General features: G+C 71.4%; 16 protein-coding genes. 13 read left to right on the top strand and 3 right to left on the bottom strand.

Annotation, left to right across the window (positions count from 1 at the left end; translation table 11 throughout):
• Nucleotides 1–74: 74 nt before the first annotated feature.
• The 10 genes from R2B67_RS07995 to R2B67_RS07950 all read left to right on the top strand — a co-directional run bounded on the left by R2B67_RS07995 (nucleotide 75) and on the right by R2B67_RS07950 (nucleotide 11,259).
• Complete coding sequence (locus R2B67_RS07995) at nucleotides 75–1,589, top strand: gamma-aminobutyraldehyde dehydrogenase (protein WP_317817112.1); 1,515 nt, start codon at nucleotides 75–77, stop codon at nucleotides 1,587–1,589.
• Between the two features lie 70 nt (nucleotides 1,590–1,659).
• Nucleotides 1,660–2,907 carry an ABC transporter substrate-binding protein gene (locus R2B67_RS07990; protein ID WP_317817111.1) on the top strand — a complete coding sequence of 416 codons (1,248 nt, stop codon included), beginning with the start codon at nucleotides 1,660–1,662 and terminating at the stop codon, nucleotides 2,905–2,907.
• Nucleotides 2,908–2,990: 83 nt separating this feature from the next.
• Nucleotides 2,991–4,145: an ABC transporter ATP-binding protein gene (locus R2B67_RS07985; protein ID WP_109979791.1), complete on the top strand. Its 1,155-nt coding sequence runs from the start codon at nucleotides 2,991–2,993 to the stop codon at nucleotides 4,143–4,145.
• A complete protein-coding gene (locus R2B67_RS07980; protein WP_317817110.1) occupies nucleotides 4,142–5,083 on the top strand; it encodes an ABC transporter permease in 942 nt (313 codons plus the stop codon). Before R2B67_RS07985 ends, R2B67_RS07980 begins: the two co-directional genes overlap by 4 nt.
• Complete coding sequence (locus R2B67_RS07975; RefSeq protein WP_317817109.1) at nucleotides 5,083–5,886, top strand: ABC transporter permease; 804 nt, start codon at nucleotides 5,083–5,085, stop codon at nucleotides 5,884–5,886. The genes R2B67_RS07980 and R2B67_RS07975 overlap by 1 nt, the downstream gene beginning before the upstream one ends.
• A gap of 23 nt (nucleotides 5,887–5,909) precedes the next feature.
• Nucleotides 5,910–7,325: an NAD(P)/FAD-dependent oxidoreductase gene (locus tag R2B67_RS07970; protein ID WP_317817108.1), complete on the top strand. Its 1,416-nt coding sequence runs from the start codon at nucleotides 5,910–5,912 to the stop codon at nucleotides 7,323–7,325.
• A gap of 136 nt (nucleotides 7,326–7,461) precedes the next feature.
• Nucleotides 7,462–7,926 carry a hypothetical protein gene (locus tag R2B67_RS07965; protein WP_128851337.1) on the top strand — a complete coding sequence of 155 codons (465 nt, stop codon included), beginning with the start codon at nucleotides 7,462–7,464 and terminating at the stop codon, nucleotides 7,924–7,926.
• A 117-nt stretch (nucleotides 7,927–8,043) separates the two neighbouring features.
• Nucleotides 8,044–9,867: a chitinase gene (locus R2B67_RS07960; RefSeq protein WP_317817107.1), complete on the top strand. Its 1,824-nt coding sequence runs from the start codon at nucleotides 8,044–8,046 to the stop codon at nucleotides 9,865–9,867.
• Nucleotides 9,868–10,030: 163 nt separating this feature from the next.
• Entirely contained in the window at nucleotides 10,031–10,528 is a 498-nt protein-coding gene (locus tag R2B67_RS07955) for a hypothetical protein (RefSeq protein WP_317817106.1), read from the top strand.
• Nucleotides 10,507–11,259 carry an alpha/beta fold hydrolase gene (locus R2B67_RS07950; RefSeq protein ID WP_317817105.1) on the top strand — a complete coding sequence of 251 codons (753 nt, stop codon included), beginning with the start codon at nucleotides 10,507–10,509 and terminating at the stop codon, nucleotides 11,257–11,259. Before R2B67_RS07955 ends, R2B67_RS07950 begins: the two co-directional genes overlap by 22 nt.
• Here the strand turns inward: R2B67_RS07950 and R2B67_RS07945 are convergent.
• Both R2B67_RS07945 and gabT read right to left on the bottom strand, forming a co-directional pair.
• On the bottom strand, nucleotides 11,210–12,052 hold the full coding sequence (locus R2B67_RS07945) for a phosphatase PAP2 family protein (protein ID WP_237328191.1): 843 nt from the start codon (nucleotides 12,050–12,052) through the stop codon (nucleotides 11,210–11,212). The two genes, R2B67_RS07950 and R2B67_RS07945, sit on opposite strands and share 50 nt — an antisense overlap.
• Nucleotides 12,053–12,244: 192 nt before the next feature.
• Nucleotides 12,245–13,585: a 4-aminobutyrate--2-oxoglutarate transaminase gene (gabT, locus tag R2B67_RS07940; RefSeq protein ID WP_076968459.1), complete on the bottom strand. Its 1,341-nt coding sequence runs from the start codon at nucleotides 13,583–13,585 to the stop codon at nucleotides 12,245–12,247.
• Nucleotides 13,586–13,855: 270 nt separating this feature from the next.
• On the opposite strand from gabT, the gene R2B67_RS07935 reads away from it, so the two are divergent.
• The 3 genes from R2B67_RS07935 to R2B67_RS07925 all read left to right on the top strand — a co-directional run bounded on the left by R2B67_RS07935 (nucleotide 13,856) and on the right by R2B67_RS07925 (nucleotide 19,774).
• The gene (locus tag R2B67_RS07935) at nucleotides 13,856–16,354 is read left to right on the top strand and encodes an ATP/GTP-binding protein (RefSeq protein WP_317817104.1); all 2,499 of its coding nucleotides are present in this window, start codon (nucleotides 13,856–13,858) and stop codon (nucleotides 16,352–16,354) included.
• A gap of 214 nt (nucleotides 16,355–16,568) precedes the next feature.
• Nucleotides 16,569–18,143 carry a PucR family transcriptional regulator gene (locus R2B67_RS07930; protein WP_237328194.1) on the top strand — a complete coding sequence of 525 codons (1,575 nt, stop codon included), beginning with the start codon at nucleotides 16,569–16,571 and terminating at the stop codon, nucleotides 18,141–18,143.
• A 185-nt stretch (nucleotides 18,144–18,328) separates the two neighbouring features.
• The gene (locus R2B67_RS07925) at nucleotides 18,329–19,774 is read left to right on the top strand and encodes an aldehyde dehydrogenase family protein (protein WP_317817103.1); all 1,446 of its coding nucleotides are present in this window, start codon (nucleotides 18,329–18,331) and stop codon (nucleotides 19,772–19,774) included.
• Nucleotides 19,775–19,987: 213 nt separating this feature from the next.
• On the opposite strand, the gene R2B67_RS07920 is transcribed toward R2B67_RS07925, so the two are convergent.
• Entirely contained in the window at nucleotides 19,988–20,962 is a 975-nt protein-coding gene (locus tag R2B67_RS07920; protein ID WP_317817102.1) for a D-cysteine desulfhydrase family protein, read from the bottom strand.
• Nucleotides 20,963–21,228: the final 266 nt, after the last annotated feature.

Genomic DNA, 21,228 nt, shown 5'->3' with positions numbered 1-21,228 from the left:
TCAGGATCGGCACTCAATTCACGAAGAGGCTACGCCGACCCCGCGCAGCGGGTACAGCGGCGGAGGAGAGCGTCATGAGCAACGGCTTCCAGGTTCAGGACCGCTTCGCGGAAGGTGCGCAGTACATCGGCGGCAAGCTGCTCCCCGGCACGTCCGGCCGCCACCACGACGTGGTGAACCCCGCGACCGGCGAGAGCGTCCTGCGGTACGAGCTGGCGGGCACCGACGACGTGGACGCGGCCGTCGCCGCAGCCAAGGCCGCCTTCCCCGGCTGGTCGAGCGCCACCCCCGGCGAGCGCTCGGAGGTCCTGCACCGGTTCGCCGCCGTCCTCGCCGAGCAGGCCGACGACTTCGCGTACGCCGAGTCCCTCCAGTGCGGCAAGCCGGTCAAGCTCTCCACCGAGTTCGACGTGCCCGGCACTGTCGACAACGCCGCCTTCTTCGCGGGCGCCGCCCGCCACCTGGAGGGCAAGGCCGCCGCCGAGTACGACGGTGACCACACCTCGTACGTACGGCGCGAGGCGATCGGTGTCGTCGGCTCCATCGCCCCCTGGAACTACCCGCTCCAGATGGCCGCCTGGAAGATCCTCCCGGCCGTCGCCGCGGGTAACACCATCGTCCTCAAGCCCGCCGAGCTGACCCCGCTGACCTCGCTGATGTTCGCCCAGGCCGCCACCGAGGCGGGCATCCCCGACGGCGTCATCAACATCGTCACCGGCGCGGGCAAGGAGGCTGGCGAGCACCTCGTCGGCCACCCCGATGTCGTGATGACCTCCTTCACCGGCTCCACCGCCGTCGGCAAGCGGGTCGCCGAGATCGCCACCGCCACCGTCAAGCGGCTCCACCTGGAGCTCGGCGGCAAGGCCCCCTTCGTGGTCTTCGATGACGCCGACCTGGAGGCCGCCGTGCACGGCGCGGTCGCCGGATCGCTCATCAACACCGGCCAGGACTGCACCGCCGCCACCCGCGCCTACGTCCAGCGCCCCCTCTACGACGCCTTCGTCCGCGACGTCGCCGCCCTCATGGAGACCGTCCGCCTCGGCGACCCCTTCGCTGCCACCACCGACCTCGGCCCCCTCATCAGCCACGCCCAGCGCGACCGCGTCGCCGCCTTCGTCGAGCGGGCCCGCGGCTACGCCCAGGTCGTCACCGGCGGCGAGGCCCCCGGCGGGGACCTCGCCGACGGCGCGTACTACCGGCCCACCCTCGTCGCGGGCGCCGCCCAGGACAGCGAGATCGTCCAGTCGGAGATCTTCGGCCCGGTCCTCGTGGTCCTCCCCTTCGACACCGACGACGAGGGCATCGCCCTCGCCAACGACACCCCGTACGGACTGGCCGCCTCCGCCTGGACCCGCGACCTGTACCGCGCGAACCGCGCCACCCGCGAGATCCAGGCGGGCTGTGTGTGGGTGAACGACCACATCCCGATCCTCTCCGAGATGCCGCACGGCGGATACAAGGCCAGCGGCTTCGGCAAGGACATGTCGGCGTACTCCTTCGAGGAGTACACGCAGGTCAAGCACGTCATGTACGACAACACCGCGGTCGCCCGCAAGGACTGGCACCGCACGATCTTCGGGGACCGATAGCAGCTGCCGCACGATCGGGGCCCGTCCATGACGGGCCCCCGCGGCCTCCCACCCGAAAGGGCATACGCGTATGGAGAGTTACGAGCCCGAGCGCCTCTCGCCGGTCCAGCTGGCGGCCATGAGGCGTTCCCTGACCAGCGGCCGGGGAGCCCTCACCCGCCGCTCCCTGCTGCGCGCCTCCGGTATGGGCGCCCTCGCGCTGGGCGGGATAGCCACCCTCGGCGCCTGCGGCATCCCGCCCGCCGGACGCGCCGAGGGAGCGGCCGCCGCCGACGACCACTCGGAGAAGGAGAAGGAAGTCACCTTCTCCAACTGGACCGAGTACATGGACGTCAGCGACGACGAGAAGAGCCGGCCCACCCTGGAGGCGTTCACCAAGCGCACCGGGATCAGGGTCAAGTACACCGAGGACATCAACGACAACGTCGAGTTCTTCGGGAAGATCAAACCGCAGCTCGCCGCCGGCCAGAACACCGGACGCGACCTCATCTGCGTCACCGACTGGCTGGCCGCCCGCATCATCCGGCTCGGCTGGGCGCAGAAGCTCGACCCCTCGAACCTCCCGCACGCCTTCGCCAACGTCTCCGCCCAGTTCCGCACCCCCGACTGGGACCCCGGCCGCGCCTACTCCTACCCCTGGACCGGCATCCCCACGGTCATCGCGTACAACGCGAAGGCGACCGGCGGCCGGAAGGTCGACTCGGTCACCCAGCTCCTCGACGACCCGAAGCTCAAGGGCCGCGTCTCCTTCCTCTCCGAGATGCGCGACACCATCGGCATGACCCTCCTCGACCAGGGCAAGGACCCGGGGAAGTTCACCGACGCCGACTTCGACGGGGCGATCGGCCGGCTCCAGAAGGCCGTCGACAAGAAGCAGATCCGCCGCTTCACCGGCAACGACTACACCGCCGACCTCAGCAAGGGCGACATCGCGGCCTGCGTCGGCTGGGCCGGGGACATCATCCAGCTCCAGGCCGACAACCCGGACATCAAGTTCGCGATCCCGGCCGCCGGTTACATCACCTCCAGCGACAACCTCCTGGTCCCCGCGCAGGCCCGGCACAAGACCAACGCCGAGAAGCTCATCGACTACTACTACGAGCCGCCGGTCGCTGCCCAGCTCGCCGCCTACATCAACTACGTCTGCCCGGTCGACGGCGTACGCGACGAACTCGCCAAGATCGACGAGTCGATGGCCTCCAACACGCTGATCCTCCCCGACCGGGAGATGGCGGCGAAGTCCCGCTCCTTCCGCTCCCTGAGCACGGAGGAAGAGACGGCGTACGAAGAGAAGTTCGCCAAACTCATCGGCGCCTGACCCGGTAACTGCCGGTATCCGCCGGTACCCCACCGGCCTCCGCCTCTCTCCGAACTCCCCCGAACACACTGGGACCGCGACCCATGACACAGCAGCAGCAGACGGCGGGCGGCGATGTCCGCCTCGTCGGGATCAGCAAGACCTACGGCTCCTTCACCGCCGTACAGCCGCTCGACCTGACCGTCCCGCAGGGCTCCTTCTTCGCCCTGCTCGGCGCCTCCGGCTGTGGCAAGACCACCACCCTGCGGATGATCGCGGGGCTGGAGGAGGCCACCACCGGCACGGTCTACCTCGGCGGCAAGGACATCACCGACCTGCCCCCGTACAAGCGGCCGGTCAACACCGTCTTCCAGAGCTACGCCCTCTTCCCGCACCTGGACATCACCGAGAACGTCGCCTTCGGGCTGCGCCGTCGCGGCATCAAGTCGGTGAAGAAGCAGGTCGACGACATGCTGGAGCTGGTCCAGCTCGGCGACTTCGCCCGCCGCAAACCGCACCAGCTCTCCGGTGGCCAGCAGCAGCGCGTCGCCGTCGCCCGCGCGCTCATCAACCACCCGCAGGTCCTGCTGCTGGACGAGCCCCTCGGCGCCCTCGACCTCAAGCTGCGCCGTCAGATGCAGCTGGAGCTCAAGCGGATCCAGACCGAGGTCGGCATCACCTTCGTGCACGTCACCCACGACCAGGAGGAGGCCATGACCATGGCCGACACCGTCGCGGTGATGAACGGCGGCCGTGTCGAGCAGCTCGGCGCCCCCGCCGACCTCTACGAGAACCCGCGCACCACCTTCGTCGCCAACTTCCTCGGCACCTCCAACCTCATCGCGGGCGAGATCGTGTCGACCGGCGAGGACCTGGTGGTGGCCGCGGGCGGCGGGAAGCTCACCCTGCCCCGCGAGCGATGTTCGGCGCCGACCACCAGCGGCGGCCGGCTCCTCCTCGGCATCCGGCCCGAGAAGATATCCCTGGCCCACGCGGACGACGCCGATGACATCGCCGCAGGCCGTAACCGCGTCACCGGCCGCATCACCGACTCCAGCTTCATCGGCGTCTCGACGCAGTACGTCGTCGAGAGCCCGGCCGGGACCGCCCTCCAGGTCTACGAGCAGAACATCGAGAGGGACACGCGACTCGTCCCCGGCGCCGAGGTCGTCCTGCACTGGAACCCGGCCCACACCTTCGGCCTCGACGCCGCCCAGGACATCGACGCGGGCGCCACCAGCGTGGAGGACGCGGAGTGAGCCTCACCGAAGCGCCGCCCGCGCCCCCCGCACAGCCCGAGGAGCCCCGGAAGCTCACGCTCCGCAAGCCCTCCACCCGTAAACGGCTCATCCCGTACTGGCTGCTGCTCCCCGGCATCCTGTGGCTGCTCGTCTTCTTCGCGCTGCCGCTGGTCTACCAGGCCTCCACCTCCGTACAGACCGGCTCCCTGGAGCAGGGCTTCGAGGTCACCTGGCACTTCCAGACGTACGTGGACGCGCTGCGCGACTACTACCCGCAGTTCATCCGGTCCCTGCTGTACGCGGGCACCGCCACGATCCTCTGCCTGCTGCTCGGCTACCCGCTCGCCTACCTCATCGCCTTCAAGGCGGGCCGCTGGCGGAACCTGGTGCTGGTGCTGGTCATCGCCCCGTTCTTCACCAGCTTCCTCATCCGTACGCTGGCGTGGAAGACGATCCTCGCCGACGGCGGCGCGGTCGTGGACGTGCTCAACACGCTGCACGTCCTGGACGTCACCAGCTGGCTCGGCTGGACCGAGTCCAACCGGGTCCTCGCCACCCCGATGGCCGTCGTCTGCGGTCTGACGTACAACTTCCTGCCGTTCATGATCCTGCCGCTCTACACCTCGCTGGAGCGGATCGACGGCCGGCTGCACGAGGCGGCGGGCGACCTCTACGCCACGCCCGCCACCACCTTCCGCAAGGTGACGTTCCCGCTCTCCATGCCCGGCGTCGTCTCCGGCACCCTGCTGACCTTCATCCCGGCCAGCGGTGACTACGTCAACGCCGAGCTGCTCGGATCCACCGACACCAAGATGGTCGGCAGCGTCATCCAGAGCCAGTTCCTGCGGGTCCTGGACTATCCGACGGCCGCCGCGCTCTCGTTCATCCTCATGGCGATCGTCCTGCTGACGGTCACCTTCTACATCCGCCGCTCCGGGACGGAGGACCTGGTCTGATGCCCGTACTGCGCTGGATACGCCGGAACCTGATCGTCATCGCGGGTCTGCTGACCCTCGCGTACATGATCCTGCCGAACATCGTCGTGATGGTGTTCTCGTTCAACAAGCCCAACGGGCGCTTCAACTACGCGTGGCAGCGGTTCTCGCTGGACGCCTGGAAGGACCCCTGCGGCGTCGCCGACCTCTGCGGATCCCTTTCCCTCTCGCTCCAGATCGCCTTCTGGGCGACGCTCGGGGCCACCGCGCTCGGTACGGCGGTCGCCTTCGCGCTGGTCCGCTACCGCTTCCGGGCGCGCGGCGCGATCAGCTCGCTGATCTTCCTGCCGATGGCGATGCCCGAGGTCGTCATGGCCGCGTCGCTGCTCACGCTCTTCCTGAACATGGGCGCCCAGCTCGGCTTCTGGACCGTGCTGATCGCGCACATCATGTTCTGCCTCAGCTTCGTGGTGACGGCCGTCAAGGCGCGCGTCATGTCGATGGACCCGAGACTGGAGGAAGCCGCCCGCGACCTTTACGCGGGACCCGTGCAGACTTTCGTACGAGTGACCCTTCCCATCGCCGCCCCGGGAATCGCGGCGGGAGCCCTGCTCGCCTTCGCGCTCTCGTTCGATGATTTCATCATCACGAATTTCAACGCGGGCTCCACCGTCACCTTCCCCATGTTCGTCTGGGGATCGGCCCAGCGCGGCACGCCCGTGCAGATCAACGTCATCGGCACCGCCATGTTCATCATTGCGGTAACGATGGTCCTCGTCGGCCAGTTCATCGCCAGCCGCCGAAAGAGCAACGCTCGATCCTGAAAGTCCTGAAGGAGTTGGAAACCATGGCCCCAGCTGCCATGAGTATCGCTGCCCAATCACTCTCCGGCGCCAAGCCGGTCTCCTACTGGCTGGACGACCCGGCCAAACCCGATGCGCTCCCCGCCCTCACCGGCGACGAGCACGCCGACCTCCTGGTCATCGGCGGCGGCTACAGCGGACTGTGGACCGCGCTCATCGCCAAGGAGCGCGACCCCGGCCGGGACGTCGTCCTCATCGAGGGGCACGAGGTGGGCTGGGCCGCCTCGGGCCGCAACGGCGGCTTCTGCGCCGCCTCCCTCACCCACGGCCTGGCCAACGGCGTCGAGCGGTGGCCGGACGAGATCGCGAAGCTGGAGGAGCTGGGGGAGCGGAACCTCGACGCCATCGAGGCCGCCGTCGCCCGCTACGGAATCGACTGCGAGTTCGAGCGAACCGGTGAGATCGACGTCGCCACCGAGCCCCACCAGCTCGAAGAGCTGCGGGAATGGCACGAGGAGCTGGTGAAGCTCGGCATCACGGGTGTCGACTTCCTGGACCGCGACGCCTTGCGCGCCGAGGTCGACTCGCCCACCTTCCTCGGCGGCCTCTGGGACCGGGACGGCGTCGCGATGCTGCACCCGGCCAAGCTCGCCTGGGGCCTGAAGCGGGCCTGCCTGGAGCTGGGCGTACGGATCTACGAGCACACCCGGGGCCTCGACCTCGTGCGCTCCGGCTCCGGGATGGCGGTGCGTACACCGTACGGTCGCGTGTTCGCCCGCCGGGTCGCGCTCGGCACCAACATCTTCCCGTCGCTCGTCAAGCGGGTCCGCCCGTACACCGTGCCGGTCTACGACTACGCGCTGATGACCGAACCGCTCACGCCCGAGCAGCTGGAATCCATCGGCTGGAAGGGACGCCAGGGACTCGGCGACAGCGCCAACCAGTTCCATTACTTCCGGCTCTCCGCGGACAACCGGATCCTGTGGGGCGGATACGACGCGATCTATCCGTACGGGGGCCGTCTCAGCGCCGATCTGGACCAGCGTCCCGAGACATTCCTGAAGCTCGCGGAGCAGTTCCTCGACTGTTTCCCGCAGCTTTCCGGACTGAATTTCTCCCACGCCTGGGGCGGCGCGATCGACACCTGTTCCCGCTTCACCGCTTTCTTCGGGACGGCCCATCAGGGACGGGTCGCGTACGCCGCCGGATATACGGGTCTCGGCGTCGGCTCGACGCGTTTCGGGGCCGATGTGATGCTCGATCTCCTCGCCGGCGAGGAGACCGAGCGGACCCGGCTGGAAATGGTCCGCTCGAAGCCGATGCCGTTCCCGCCGGAGCCGTTCGCCTGGGCCGGGATCGAGATCACCAAGCGGTCGCTCGCCCGCGCCGACAGCAACGGCGGGCACCGCAATCTCTGGCTGAAGACCATGGACAAGCTGGGGCTCGGCTTCGACAGCTGACACCCTGTCCAACAATGTGACTCACGTCACGGCCACTCATGGCCCCAACCCGCGTCATAGTCGGGGCCGAGCGCTCTCTCGCACGTGTACCCACCGGTAGGACCCTGCCGGTGTTCACGTCAACGGGAGGCTGGTCATGACGGGACCGGAAACGAAAGCCGCGATCGAGTGGCTCACATCGGTGGCACCGGACCCCAGCGCCTGCCGGTGGGAATGGGAGCGCAACCCGCAGGGGATCGCTCTTCTTCCCGCCGGCAGGCGCTGGGATGTGCTGATCCTCCCCGGTGAGCTCGGCTATCCGACGCTCGACGTGCTCACCCGCCTCATCGACCGGCCCGGCCCGGTCCTCGCCGACTTCGGCGAGTCCCGTATGGGCTTCTTCGTCCCGCCGGGCACGGCGTCCCGCTGGCTCGGCACCGGTATCCGGGGCGCGGGCCCCGGCACCTGGATCGTCGTTCCCCATCCAGGCCGGGCGGCCGGGGGAGTGCGCTGGCTGATCCCGCCGGACGGTTCGGGGACGCTCACGGACGCGGCGCTGCTGGAGCTGGCGATGCACGAGGCGGCCGGAGCCGCGGCCCAGGACGACCGCGAAGGAGGGTGACCGCAGCTCGGAGGCCATGCAGGGGGTGGCCCCACTGCCAGAGGTCTTGACAACCTGATTGGTCTGGACCATGTTGTGCGCACGCCACACCCAATTCCCCCCTGCACGGAGGCTGTTGTGGAACGCACCGGACCAACCGTCAGATTTTCCGGACTTCTGGCCACCTGTACGGCCGCAGTGCTCGCTGCCGGTGCCCTGGTCGCCACGGCACCGGCGGCGAGCGCGGCGGACGTGGACGTGGCGCGCAACGGCACCTTCGAGGCGGGGCTCGACGGCTGGAGCTGCACCGCAGGCAGCGGCTCGGTCGTCTCCACCCCGGTGCACGGCGGTACGAAGGCGCTGAAGGGGACCCCGGCGGGCAACGACAACGCCAAGTGCTCCCAGGCTGTCACGGTCAAGCCCAACTCCCGCTACACGCTGAGCGCCTGGGTGCAGGGCAGCCCCGTCTACCTCGGCGCCACCGGCACCGGCACCACCGACGTCTCCACCTGGACCCAGTCCACCGGCGCCTGGAAGCAGCTCACCACCAGCTTCACCACCGGCCCCTCCACCACCTCCGTGAGCGTCTACACCCACGGCTGGTACGGCACCCCGGCCCACTACGTCGACGACCTCACCCTCGTCGGCCCCGGCGGCGACCCGGTGGTCGTCCCCGCAGTCCCCGCGGGCCTGCGCACCACCGCGATCACCTCCTCCTCGGTCGCCCTCTCCTGGAACGCCGTCTCCGGCGCCACCGGCTACAACGTCTACCGAGGCGGTACGAAGGTGGCCTCGGTCACCGGCCCCTCCGCCACCGTGACCGGGCTGACCGCCTCCACCGCGTACAGCTTCCAGGTCACCGCCACCAACGCGGCCGGCGAGTCCGCGAAGTCGGCCGCCGTCACCGCGACCACCACGGCGGGCGGCGGGGGCGGCGGCGGGCAGCTCCCGGCCCGCGCGCTCGTCGGCTATCTGCACTCCAGCTTCGCCAACGGCTCCGGCTACACCCGCATGGCGGACGTGCCCGACTCCTGGGACGTCATCAACCTCGCCTTCGGTGAGCCCACCTCCGTCACCTCCGGCGACATCCGCTTCTCGCTCTGCCCGGTCGCCGAGTGCCCGAACGTCGAGTCCGATGCGGAGTTCAAGGCCGCCATCAAGGCCAAGCAGGCCGCGGGCAAGAAGGTCCTGATCTCCATCGGCGGCCAGAACGGCCAGGTGCAGCTCGCCTCCACCGCCGCCCGGGACGCCTTCGTCACCTCGGTCTCGAAGATCATCGACACCTACGGCCTGGACGGCCTGGACATCGACTTCGAGGGCCACTCCCTCTCGCTGAACACCGGGGACACCGACTTCCGCGCCCCGACCTCACCGGTGATCGTCAACCTGATCTCGGCCGTGAAGACCCTCAAGGCGAAGTACGGCTCCGACTTCGTCCTGACGATGGCGCCCGAGACCTTCTTCGTCCAGCTCGGCTACCAGTTCTACGGCTCCGGCCCCTGGGGCGGCCAGGACCCGCGCGCCGGCGCCTACCTGCCGGTCATCCACGCCCTGCGCGACGACCTGACCCTGCTCCACGTCCAGGACTACAACTCGGGCCCGATCATGGGCCTGGACAACCAGTACCACTCGATGGGCGGCGCGGACTTCCACATCGCGATGACCGACATGCTGCTCGCCGGCTTCCCGGTCGCGGGCAACACCAGCCGCGTCTTCCCGGGCCTGCGCCCCGACCAGGTCGCCATCGGCCTCCCGGCCTCCACCCAGGCGGGCAACGGCCACACCTCACCGGCCGAGGTCAACAAGGCGCTCAACTGCCTGATCAAGAAGACCGACTGCGGCTCCTACCAGACCCACGGGACCTGGACCGATCTCCGTGGCCTGATGACCTGGTCGATCAACTGGGACCGGTTCAACAACTGGGAGTTCAGCCGGAACTTCAACTCCTACTTCGGCCGCTGAGGTACCCCTGAGGTACCGCTGAGGCAGCCCATCAGACCGATGCCCGTCGCCGGGGTGAAGAGGATCGCGGCGACGGGCATCATCCATGCCGTCCTAAGGTGATCGCGAGGTCTGACCACGCGGAGGGGCACGGCAGCCCGCCGCGTCCGAGAAGGGACAGCGTGTGGCCACCAGTACATACCTCGCGACGGACGCCCCGGCCGGGGACGCGTTCTACACCCCGCCGATACCGCTCCCCGACGGCGCCCCCGGCGACCCGATCCACGCCCGCCCCCTGGACAACCCGGCCGCCGCCGTACCCGGCGGGGAGAACTGGCTGGTCCTGCACCGGTCGGAGGGCGCCGACGGCAGCCCGGTCGCCACCTCCGGCATCATCGCCCTGCCGGACCGCGCCGCCCACCCCGTCCCCGCGGGCGGCTACCCGCTGATCAGCTGGGCCCACGGCACGGTGGGCGTGGCCAACCGCTGCGCGCCCTCACGGGACCGGGGCGACACGGGGGCCTCGCCCATGAACGCCTATCCGCTCACGCTGCTCGGCCACTTCCTGGACCAGGGCTGGGCCGTGGCGATGACGGATTACGAGGCGCTCGGCACGGGTACGCCGCAGCGCACCCGTACCTCTGCGGCCGTTCCGAGGCCATGGGGGTACTCGACATCGTGACGGCCGCCCGCAGGCTGTTCCCCGGGGAGATCGGGGAGCGGTTCGCGATCGTCGGGCACTCGCAGGGCGGCCAGGCGGCCCTGTTCGCGGCGCACCATGCCCCGGGACGGGTCGAAGGGCTGACCGGCGTCGCCGCGATCGCCCCCGCCAACCACCTCCTGGGCCTGGTGCGGGGCGGCGCCACCCTCGACCAGGTGAACTCCGGCTTCGCGTTCACCCCGCTCCTCCTCGCCGGCGCCCTCGGCGGCGACCCCACGATCGACCCGGAACAGGTTCTCTCGCCCCGTGCGTTCCAGGAGCTCTGGCCCCACGTACGGGACCGCTCCCGCGCCGGGCTGAGCCGCCCCGACTCCTGGGGCGGCATCAAGGGCACCGAGCAGTTCCGGCCCGGCTACCCGGCCAAGCCCACTCTCGACCAGCAGAAGTTCGACCGCCAACTGGAGGCGATGAACCCGGACCTCCCCCTCACCGTCCCTGTCCGCATCACCCAGGCCGCCGACGACGAGCGCGTCCGCGCCGACCCCGCACCGCTCCTGGGCACCGACGCACTGGTCGAGGAACTCACCGCGACGAACAGCGAACGCGGGAACATCCACTACCGGCGTTACGAGCCCGGCACCGTCCGCGCCGACGAGCCGCTCGGCATTCACTTCGCGACGATCGGCCATGACACCCCGGAGCTCACCGAGTGGCTCGCGGCTCTCCTGACCGCAGCCGGGCCCCGCGGCTGACCCACCACAGCGGCGCCAGCAGCACCGGCCCCAGGCACCAGCTCGCCAGCACGTCCAGCGGCCAGTGGTAGCCGTGCAGCACCAGACCGACGCCCGTCGCCGCCGTCAGCAGCACAGCGGCGGCGGGCGGGACCCATGCCCGCAGCCACGTCGGCCGGGCAACGGCGAGGAGGAGCAGCGCCGAAGCCCCGTACGCCACCGCCGCCGTCGCCGTATGGCCCGACGGGTAGTAGTTGACGGCCTCGGTCAGCGGACCCTGCCGGGCGGTGGCCACCTTCAGCGGGATCACCAGCGCGGGTACGGCCGCCATGGTGAGGGCCGCGTACACCGGCAGCCGCCGCGCACCGCGCCACAGCGCGTACGCGATCGCGCAGACGAGCACCGGGAGCGCCACCGGCACCCCGCCGAGATCCGAGAAGAGCTGGGTCAGTCCGGCCGGGCCGCGCCGGAACAGGCTCTCGCCGACGCGTTCGTCCAGCCGGAGCAGCGGTCCGTCGGCCGCGACCTGCCAGGTGATCAGCGCGAACAGCGCGAGCAGGGAGCCGAGAAAGAGAGAGACGGGGAGAGAAAGAGAGGCCGGCCACCCGGGAACAGGGGGGGTTGTTCCGGGATGGCCGGCGGGACCGGGTCGCCGCGCGCCCCGGGGGGTGTGGGGCGGGCGGCCGTCCGATCGGTGAGGAGTACCGGAGCCAGAGGCTCCGGAGTCGTGCACGAAGGCACGCCCGGGACGGTGCTGGGGAAGCCCCGACCCGGAATCACCCGCGGTTTCCCGTGGGCGATGTGTTTCTCTCATCTGCAGAAACCGTACGGCAGCGAAGGGGCGGCCGACAGCCGCAGCCGCCACCCGCCATCGCCCCCGCACACCTTCTTCACAGGCCCTCACCCGGATGCCGTACGGCGGCGTCGAGGAACCGCCGCCGTACGTTCCCGAGTTCGAAGGGCCATCGAAGGGCCATCGAAGGATCCTCGATGGATCCTCGACGGGTCAGAGCGTGCCGAATGCCTGCTCGATCACGTCGAGGCCCTCGTTCAGCAGGTCCTCACCGATCACCAGCGGCGGCAGGAAGCGCAGCACGTTGCCGTAGGTGCCGCAGGTCAGGACCATGACGCCCTCGGCGTGGCAGGCCTTGGCGAGCGCGCCGGCCGCCTCCGGGTTCGGGTCCTTCGTGCCGGACTTCACCAGCTCGATGGCGATCATGGCGCCGCGGCCGCGGATGTCGCCGATGATGTCGCCGTTGGGGAGCTTGGCCTGCATCTGCGCGAGGCGGTCCTTCATGACCTCCTCGATCCGCTTGGCCTTCCCGTTGAGGTCCAGCTCGCGCATCGTCTCGATGGCGCCGAGCGCACCCGCGCAGGCGACCGGGTTCCCGCCGTACGTACCGCCCAGACCGCCGGCGTGCGCGGCGTCCATGATCTCGGCGCGGCCGGTCACGGCGGAGAGCGGCAGACCGCCCGCGATGCCCTTGGCGGTGGTGATCAGGTCCGGGACGATGCCCTCGTCCTCACAGGCGAACCACTGGCCGGTGCGGCAGAAGCCGGACTGGATCTCGTCCGCGACGAAGACGATGCCGTTGTCCTTGGCGAACTGCGCGATCGCCGGGAGGAAGCCCTTGGCCGGCTCGATGAAGCCGCCCTCGCCGAGCACCGGCTCGATGATGATCGCGGCGACGTTCTCCGCCCCGATCTGCTTGGTGATCGCGTCGATGGCCTGGGCCGAGGCCTCGGCACCGGCGTTCTCGGCACCGGTCGGCCAGCGGTAGCCGTAGGCGACCGGGACGCGGTAGACCTCGGGCGCGAACGGACCGAAGCCCTGCTTGTACGGCATGTTCTTCGCCGTCATGCCCATGGTGAGGTTGGTCCGGCCGTGGTAGCCGTGGTCGAAGACGACGACGGCGGTGCGCTTGGTGTAGGCGCGGGCGATCTTCACCGCGTTCTCGACGGCCTCGGCGCCCGAGTTGAACAGCGCGGACTTCTTCGCGTGGTCGCCCGGCGTCAGCTCGGCGAGTTGCTCGCAGACCTCGACGTACCCCTCGTACGGCGTGACCATGAAACAGGTGTGGGTGAAGTTCGCGAGCTGCGCGGAGGCGCGGCGTACGACGGCCTCGGCGGAGGCGCCGACCGAGGTCACGGCGATGCCGGAGCCGAAGTCGATCAGCCGGTTGCCGTCCACGTCCTCGATGATCCCGCCGCCCGCGCGGGCGGTGAAGACCGGCAGGGTGGAGCCCACACCTGCGGCGACGGCGGCGACACGGCGAGCCTGCAGCTCGACCGACTTCGGGCCGGGGATGGCAGTGACGACGCGGCGCTCCTGCGGGATTGCGGTCATGAGGGGCTCCTGGGGGTGTTTCGGACGCGCTTCTCCTCGCAGGCTAGGGGCGGGCGCCCCACCCGGGCATGCTCCGATCGGGAGTGATGGGCGCGTGTCGTTGTCCGTCGCGGACAGAAGGCGGTGTACCTCCCTGCCGACCTGGTGCGATGAGGTCACAGGCCGGTCCGGGACGGTCACTCTTCGGGCGGGTTGCTGAACTCCCCGTGCGCGCGCACTAGATTGACCGGGGCAGCGGATGGACCCGGCAGGTCAAGGGGGCAGTGGTTCATGGAGGACGAGGGCACGCGCGGCGTACGGGGCACGAGTGCGGACAGGGTGCCCGGCCCGGCCGTGCCACCACCGCCGTCGGGGCCGCCGCGGCAGCCTTGGTCAGGGCAGCCCTCGCCGGGGCGGGCTCCGGCCGGGGAGCCCGGCGCGCCACAGTTCGGGCAGCCCTCCGCGTGGACCACCCCGCCGCCTCCGCCCGGGCCGCCCCCCGCCCGTCCCGCCGCCCCGCCGCCCCCCGTCGAGCAGCCATCCGCCGGGGCCCCGTCCCTGGCCGCCTGGCTCCGTACGCCCCGCCCCCCGCAGGCCCCCGGCGTCTGGCGGTTCGGGTTCACACCGCGTCCGGCCGAGCAGGGCGAGGAGGTCTCCGACCGCTCCCTCCTCGTGGGCGCCGTCATCACCCTGCTCTCCGCCCTCCTCCTCTGGTCGCTCTGGCGCAACGGCTACCTCCCGTACCGCCTCGTCCCCCTCAAGCTCTTCACCCCGGGCGAGTGGTGGAACCCGGGCACCTCCGGCGGCCCCCGCACCATCGAGGGCTCCGACGCCCTCACCGTGTACGAGGCCCTCCTCTTCGGGCTGCTCGCCTACGGCTGCGGCCGGATCGGCAACTTCTCCGAGCTCTTTCGCCGCCATGTCGTCCAGCGCGGGCAGCCCTTCCTCGCCCTCGCCGCGGCCGTGGCGGCGGGCCTCACCCAGCTCCTGGTCTGGAAGGAGACCCTGCCGGTCGTCCGCCCGGTGCTGGTCCTGGTCGCCGCCGTCGCGGGCGGCGAGATCTACCAGAGCCAGACCGTCGTCAACGTCATCTACGCGCTGATCGCCGCCGCCGTCCTGTACCCCTTCGCCCGCCTGGGCCGCTGGCGCGAGCTGATCGCCGCCCGCCGGAGCGGCTCCGCACCGGCGACGGCCGACGACACCCCCGCCCCCACCACCGCGACCTCCGCCGACCAGTGGCCCGAACTGCGCGCGGCCGGCTGGACCGACGCGGCGGACACCCTCACCGCCGAGGTCCGCACCGGCCGGATGAACGACGTGGACGTGGCCCGCCTCCGCCACGCCTGGACCCAGGCCACCCGCAGCCCCGACCGCCTCGCCCCCCTCGCCGAGGCCGTCCTGCGCACCGGGGGAGCGGCCGCCCTGCACCCCTCCGGCGACCGCGACCTGCCCCGCCGCACCGCCCGCCACGACGTGCTCACCGGCCAGGTCCGCATCGGCCGCTGCGCGGACGACCCCCACAACCCCTACGCCCGCCGGTCCACCGGTATCGCCCTGGACCCCACCCTGCTCGGCACCTCGCTGCTGGCCGTCGGCCCGCCCGGCTCCGGGAAGTCCGACCGGCTGGTGCGGCCCGTCGTGGAGGCCCTCGGGCTGCGTGCCCTGGCCGGCCAGGCGGCCGTCCTCGCCGTCGGCGGCACGGGCGCGCCCGTCGGCCCGGACGAGGCCTTCGACGTCGTCGTACGCGTCGGCAACCCCGCCTCCGCCCACGACCTCGACCTGTACGGCGGCACCACCGACCCCGACGAGGCCGCCGCCGTCCTCGCGGAGGGGCTCGTCGGCGATGTCGGCAGCCTGGACAGCCGCCGCGCCGCCACCGTCCTCGCGCAGCTGCTGGGCCCGTACCGGACGGCCCACGGCCACTTCCCCTCCGTACCGGAACTGCGCGAACTCCTCGACGGGACCCCGGCCGCGCTCACCGCCCTGCGCACCGCCCTCGAAGCCGCCGGGCAGCAGGCGATGCTCCGTGAGCTGGAGGCCAGGGCCCGGCAGGCGGGCGGCCCCGGCGACCCCGCGCCGGCCCTCGCGGACCGGGTGGCGCTGCTGGACCGGCCCGCGTTCGCCGGGTTCTTCGCCACCGGCCCGGACGCCCGCCCCTTCGCGCTGCGCTCGCTCGGCCAGTACCCGCTGCGGGTCCGTATCGACCTGCCGGAGCGCGGCCACGCCGAGGCGTCCCGCCTCCTCACCCGGCTCCTGCTCGCGCAGTTCACCGCGATCACCGCCGCCCGCACCGACACCACGCTCTTCGTCGGGCTGGTCCTGGACGACGCGACCCACGCGGTGACCGCCGAGACCGTACGCGGCATCCGCCGGCTGCGCTCGGTCAACGCGGGGGCCGTCCTCACCCTCCGTACCGTCGACGACGTGCCCGAAGCCCTGCACACCCCGCTGCTCGGCGCGGTCGGCTGCACGGCCGCCTTCTCCGGCATCACCACGTGGGACGGCAAGCGGTTCGCGGAGGCCTGGGGCAAGGAGTGGGTGGAGACCCGCGAGGTCGCCCAGCACACGGTCTTCGCCGACCAGCCGTTCACCCGCGCCCTGCACGCGCTGCGGAAGCTGGTGACCGGCAAGGCGGTGACCACGGACGCGGTGACCGTACGGCAGGTGGAGCGGGAGCGCTGGTCGGCCTCGGAGCTGGCGTACGCGGTCCCGGCCGGGCACGCGGTGATCCGGCTGGCCACGGTGGAGGGCGAGCACGCGCCGCCGCTGCTGGTGGAGCTGGGCAGCTGAGGAAGGGGCCTCCGTGGGGGAGACCGGTGACGGCTGAGAAGCGCCCTTGCGGAACCGGGGGCGACTGAGAGCGGTTACAGGAACTCTGCCGCCCTGGCAGAATCGGTGGCAGCCGTTCATACGGGACGGCGTAATCACCGACCACTCACCACCGATCCGGCCGGCGAATCCCTTCGTCGGCCAGGCGTCCCCGACACCGAGGGTTCCCGGTCCCATGCCCCCCACGCTCGCCTCGCTCGTCCAGCACTCGGCGCTCAAGCTCACGGTGCGGGCGGGCGCGGACCGGCTCGACACCCCGGTGCGCTGGGCCCACGCCAGCGAGCTCGCCGACCCCGTCCCGTACATGGACGGCGGCGAACTGCTCCTGGTGACCGCCACCAACCTGGACGCCGAGAACGCCGAGTCGATGCGCCGGTACGTACGGCGGCTGGCCGGAGCGGGCGTCGCGGGGGTCGGCTTCGCGGTCGGCGTGAACTACGAGGACATCCCGGCCGCCCTCCTCGACGCCGCCGAGGAAGCGGGCCTGCCCCTCCTCGAAGTGCCCCGCCGCACCCCGTTCCTCGCCATCAGCAAGGCCGTCTCCGCCGCCATCGCCGCCGACCAGTACCGCGCGGTCACCGCCGGCTTCGAGGCCCAGCGCGAGCTGACGAAGGCCGCGCTCGCCGGGGACGGCCCCGCCGACCTCCTCGCCCGCCTCGCCGCCCACATCGACGGCTGGGCCGCGCTGTACGACACCTCCGGCGCGGTGCTCGCCGCCGCCCCCGACTGGGCCGCGCGCCGGGCCGCCCGCCTCACCCCCGACGTCGAACGCCTCCGGGACAGACCCGCGCCCGCCAGCGTCGTCGTCGGCGACAGCGAGGACCGGGTCGAACTCCAGTCGCTGGGCACCGGCCGCCGGGCACGCGGCGCACTGGCCGTCGGTACGGGAGCGGCCCTGGGCACCGCCGAGCGGTACGCGGTCCACTCCGCCGTCGCCCTGCTCACCCTCACCACCGCCCGCTCCCGCTCCCTCCAGGGCGCCGAACAGCGCCTGGGCGCCGCCGTCCTGCGCATGCTGCTGGCCGGGCAGCCGGACCACGCCCGGGCGGTCGCCGGAGACCTGTACGGCGGACTGCTCGACGCCCCCTTCCGGCTGCTGATCGCGGAGGCGGCCGCGCCCGCCGGGTTCGACCTGCTCACGGAGACGATGGAGGCCGCCGCAGCCCGCTCCGGCGAGGCGCTGCTCATGGTCCCCGAGGGCGAACGCGTCGTCGTCCTGGCGGCCGACGGCGGCACGGCGGTCGCCGCCTGCGCGTCCTACGCGGAGGCCCAGGACGACCGCGCCCCGCGCGAGGGCGGCGCCGAGGACAGCGACGTCGTGGTGGGCCTCTCCGCCCCCTGCGGCCCGATCGCGGTCTCCGCCGCGTACAAGCAGGCCGAGCAGGCCCTCTCGGTCGCCCGCCGCAGGGGCAGGGCCCTGGTCGAGCACGAGGAGCTGGCGGCCGGTTCGGTCCTGCCGCTGCTTGCGGACGACGCCGTACGGGCCTTCGCCGACGGCATGCTCCGCGCCCTGTACGAGCACGACGCCAAGGGCCGCGGCGACCTCGTGGCCTCCCTGCGCGCCTGGCTCTCCCGCCACGGCCAGTGGGACGCGGCCGCCGCCGACCTGGGCGTACACCGGCACACCCTGCGCTACCGGATGCGCCGGGTGGAGGAGATCCTGGGCCGCTCGCTGGACGACCCGGACGTCCGGATGGAGCTGTGGCTGGCGCTGAAGGCGACGGAGGCGGCGGCTCCGGCGGAGGAGTAGGCCGCGGTGCCCTTCGCCAATCCGTAGCAGCGAAGGCCGCGCTCACTCCACCCCGGCTAAACGCGATCGTGGCCGCCCCGCCCTACCGTGGGACAACGGACGGGAGCCTCCCGGGGGCACCCACGACCTACGACATCACGACGTAGGTACCTCCTCCTCACGACCTCCGAAGGGCCGGAACCTCCATGACTTCGCCCCACGCCTTCTGGGTGGCCGGCCGCCAGGCCACCGGTGCCGACAGCTTCGACGTCACCAACCCGTACGACGGACGCCTCGTCGGCACCGTCAGCGTGCCGACCGACGCCCAGGTCGAGGAGGCCGTCGCCGCCGCCCACGCCGTACGCGACGAGTTCGCCGCGACCCCGGCGCACGTACGGGCGGCCGCCCTCGACCACGTCGTACGGCGGCTGGGGGAGCGCACCGAGGAGATCGCGCAGCTGATCTCGGCGGAGAACGGCAAGCCGATCAAGTGGGCGCGCGGCGAGGTCGGCCGGGCGGTCTCGGTGTTCCGGTTCGCGGCGGAGGAGGCCCGCCGCTTCAACGGCGGCGAGGCCCAGCGCCTCGACACCGACCTCGGCGGCACCGGCCGCCTCGGCCTGACCCGCCGCTTCCCGCGCGGGGCGGTCCTCGGCATCGCGCCGTTCAACTTCCCCCTCAACCTCAGCGCCCACAAGGTGGCCCCGGCCATCGCCGTAGGCGCCCCGATCATCCTGAAGCCGGCCCCGGCGACCCCGATCTCCTCGCTCATCCTCGGCGAGCTGCTGGCCGAGACGGACCTCCCGGCGGGTTCCTGGTCCGTCCTGACGGTCCCGAACGACAAGATGCCCGCCCTGGTCCAGGACGAGCGCCTTCCGGTCATCTCGTTCACCGGCTCGGGCCCGGTCGGTTACGCGATCATGGAGTCGGTGCCGCGCAAGCACTGCACCCTGGAGCTGGGCGGCAACGGCGCGGCGGTCGTCCTGTCCGACTACGCCTCGGACGAGGACCTGGACTGGGCGGCCACCCGGATCGCCACGTTCTCCAACTACCAGGGCGGCCAGTCCTGCATCTCGGTGCAGCGCGTCATCGCCGACGCGTCGGTCTACGACCGGCTCGTCCCGAAGATCGTCGCCGCCGTCGAGGCCCTGGTCACCGGCGACCCGGCCGACGCCACCACGGATGTCGGCCCGCTGGTCAGCGAGGACGCGGCGAAGCGCGTCGAGTCCTGGGTCGACGAGGCCGTCCAGGGTGGCGCCGAACTCCTCACGGGCGGCAAGCGCGACGGCGCCACCTACGCCCCCACGGTCCTGGCGGACCTCCCGGACGACGTGCAGCTCTCCTGCGAAGAGGTCTTCGGCCCGGTCATGTCCCTCCAGAAGGTCGACGGCGAGGCGGAGGCGTTCGCCGCCGTCAACTCCTCCAAGTACGGCCTCCAGGCAGGCGTCTTCACCCACGACCTCCAGACCGCCTTCCGCGCCCACCGGGCCCTGGAGGTCGGCGGCGTGATCATCGGCGACGTCCCCTCGTACCGCGCCGACCAGATGCCGTACGGCGGCGCCAAGCAGTCCGGCGTCGGCCGCGAGGGCGTCCGCTACGCGATGGACGACTACACCTACGAGCGCGTCCTGGTCCTCACGGGCCTGGCCCTGTAACACCCCGGACGACCCCACCCGCGCCTCCCGCCTGGACAGCGAGCGCGGGCGGGGCGCACAAGACAACGGCCGGAGCCCACTGTGCGGGGGCTCCGGCCGTTGTCCTGCTGCCCAGGGTCCTGCTCACAGGGCGAAGCCCGTGGGGACCAGGCGCGGATTCCCGGACGCCCATCCCGCTGAGCCGGGGTCAGTCGGAGCGCGCCGATCGGTGGGCTATGCCGGGAACCTCTGCAGTGCGGCGTCGAAATGGTTGACGGCCTCTGTGTGGCCGAAGAGTCCGGGCAGGCCGCCCGTGTGCCAGAAAACAGTCGTCTGACCGGGTGTGATGGTGCCATCTTCGACCGCCGCGAGGAGTCCTGCCATGGCCCTTGCGGTGTAGACAGGGTCCAGCGCGATACCTTCCGTGCGGGCCGCGAGTCGCAGAGCCTCCGCAGCGGACTCGGTGAGCCGGCTGTAGCCGGAACCGACCTGGTCGGAACGGATGCGAAGCCGGTCCCGCAGCTCGGAGCCGGTGAGTTCGTCGGCCATGGCGGCGACAGCAGCGGCGGGCTCATCCATCGCACCGGTATCCACACCCAGGACGCGGTCGGCGCCCAGCGCGGCGACCAGCCCGGCCATGGTGCCGCCCGAGCCCAACGCCACGACGGCCAGGTCCAGTGAGGGAACCTGGGAAAGCAGTTCCCTGCCGGCCTGCTCATACCCCCGGGCACCCGCGGTGTTCGATCCTCCGAACGGGATCAGCTCCGGGCGCGCCCCTCTGCCACGCAGTACCCCGACGACATCCTCCGCGACTTCGACGAGCTGCCGCAGATCTGCCTCGCCTGCCCAGTGAACCTGAGCCCCGAAGAGAGCGTCCAGAGTCAGATTCCCCGATCCCGGCCGACCTGGCACGCCGGGAAACACCAGAACCACGTCAAGGCCGAGCTTCGCTCCGGCCGCAGCGGTCAGCCTCGCATGGTTGGACTGGGGAGCCCCGACCGTGACCAGAGTGTCAGCTCCGGCAGCCAGGGCTGTGCCGATCGTGTACTCAAGCTTGCGGACCTTGTTCCCGCCAGCCCCCAGGCCGATCAGGTCATCCCGCTTGATCCATAGATCGTTCTCCCGCAGACCGAGTGCAGCGGCCAGACGCGGCGCCGCCTCCAACGGCGTCGGCCAACTCGCAAGAGAAACAGACGAGTCAGGGGTCACGCGGATCCTCCAGCAGGCATCGCCCAAATAATCGCAAGGATCACTCAGGATAGGTCGTCCCGGCCGCCTTATCCGGTCCCTCATCGGGACCGAAGCTGGCGACGAACGCCGACGGTCTCCACGCGGACCCGGGCCTGCCGCCCGCTGCTCGACCAGCGGGTGCGCAGTGAGCCGAGCGGCCGGCTCGGCTGAGGCGGCCGGTGCCCCGTCCCGTACGCGCGGGCTGGTGCGGGTGCCGAAGTGCGGGTACACGGGTTACATACGGA

Origin of the sequence: Streptomyces cyaneofuscatus (genome assembly GCF_033109485.1) — a bacterium.
In the GTDB taxonomy this organism is placed as follows: domain Bacteria; phylum Actinomycetota; class Actinomycetes; order Streptomycetales; family Streptomycetaceae; genus Streptomyces; species Streptomyces cyaneofuscatus.
Note: the sequence above shows the minus strand (reverse complement) of the source record. Positions and strands in the feature narration are given on the sequence as shown.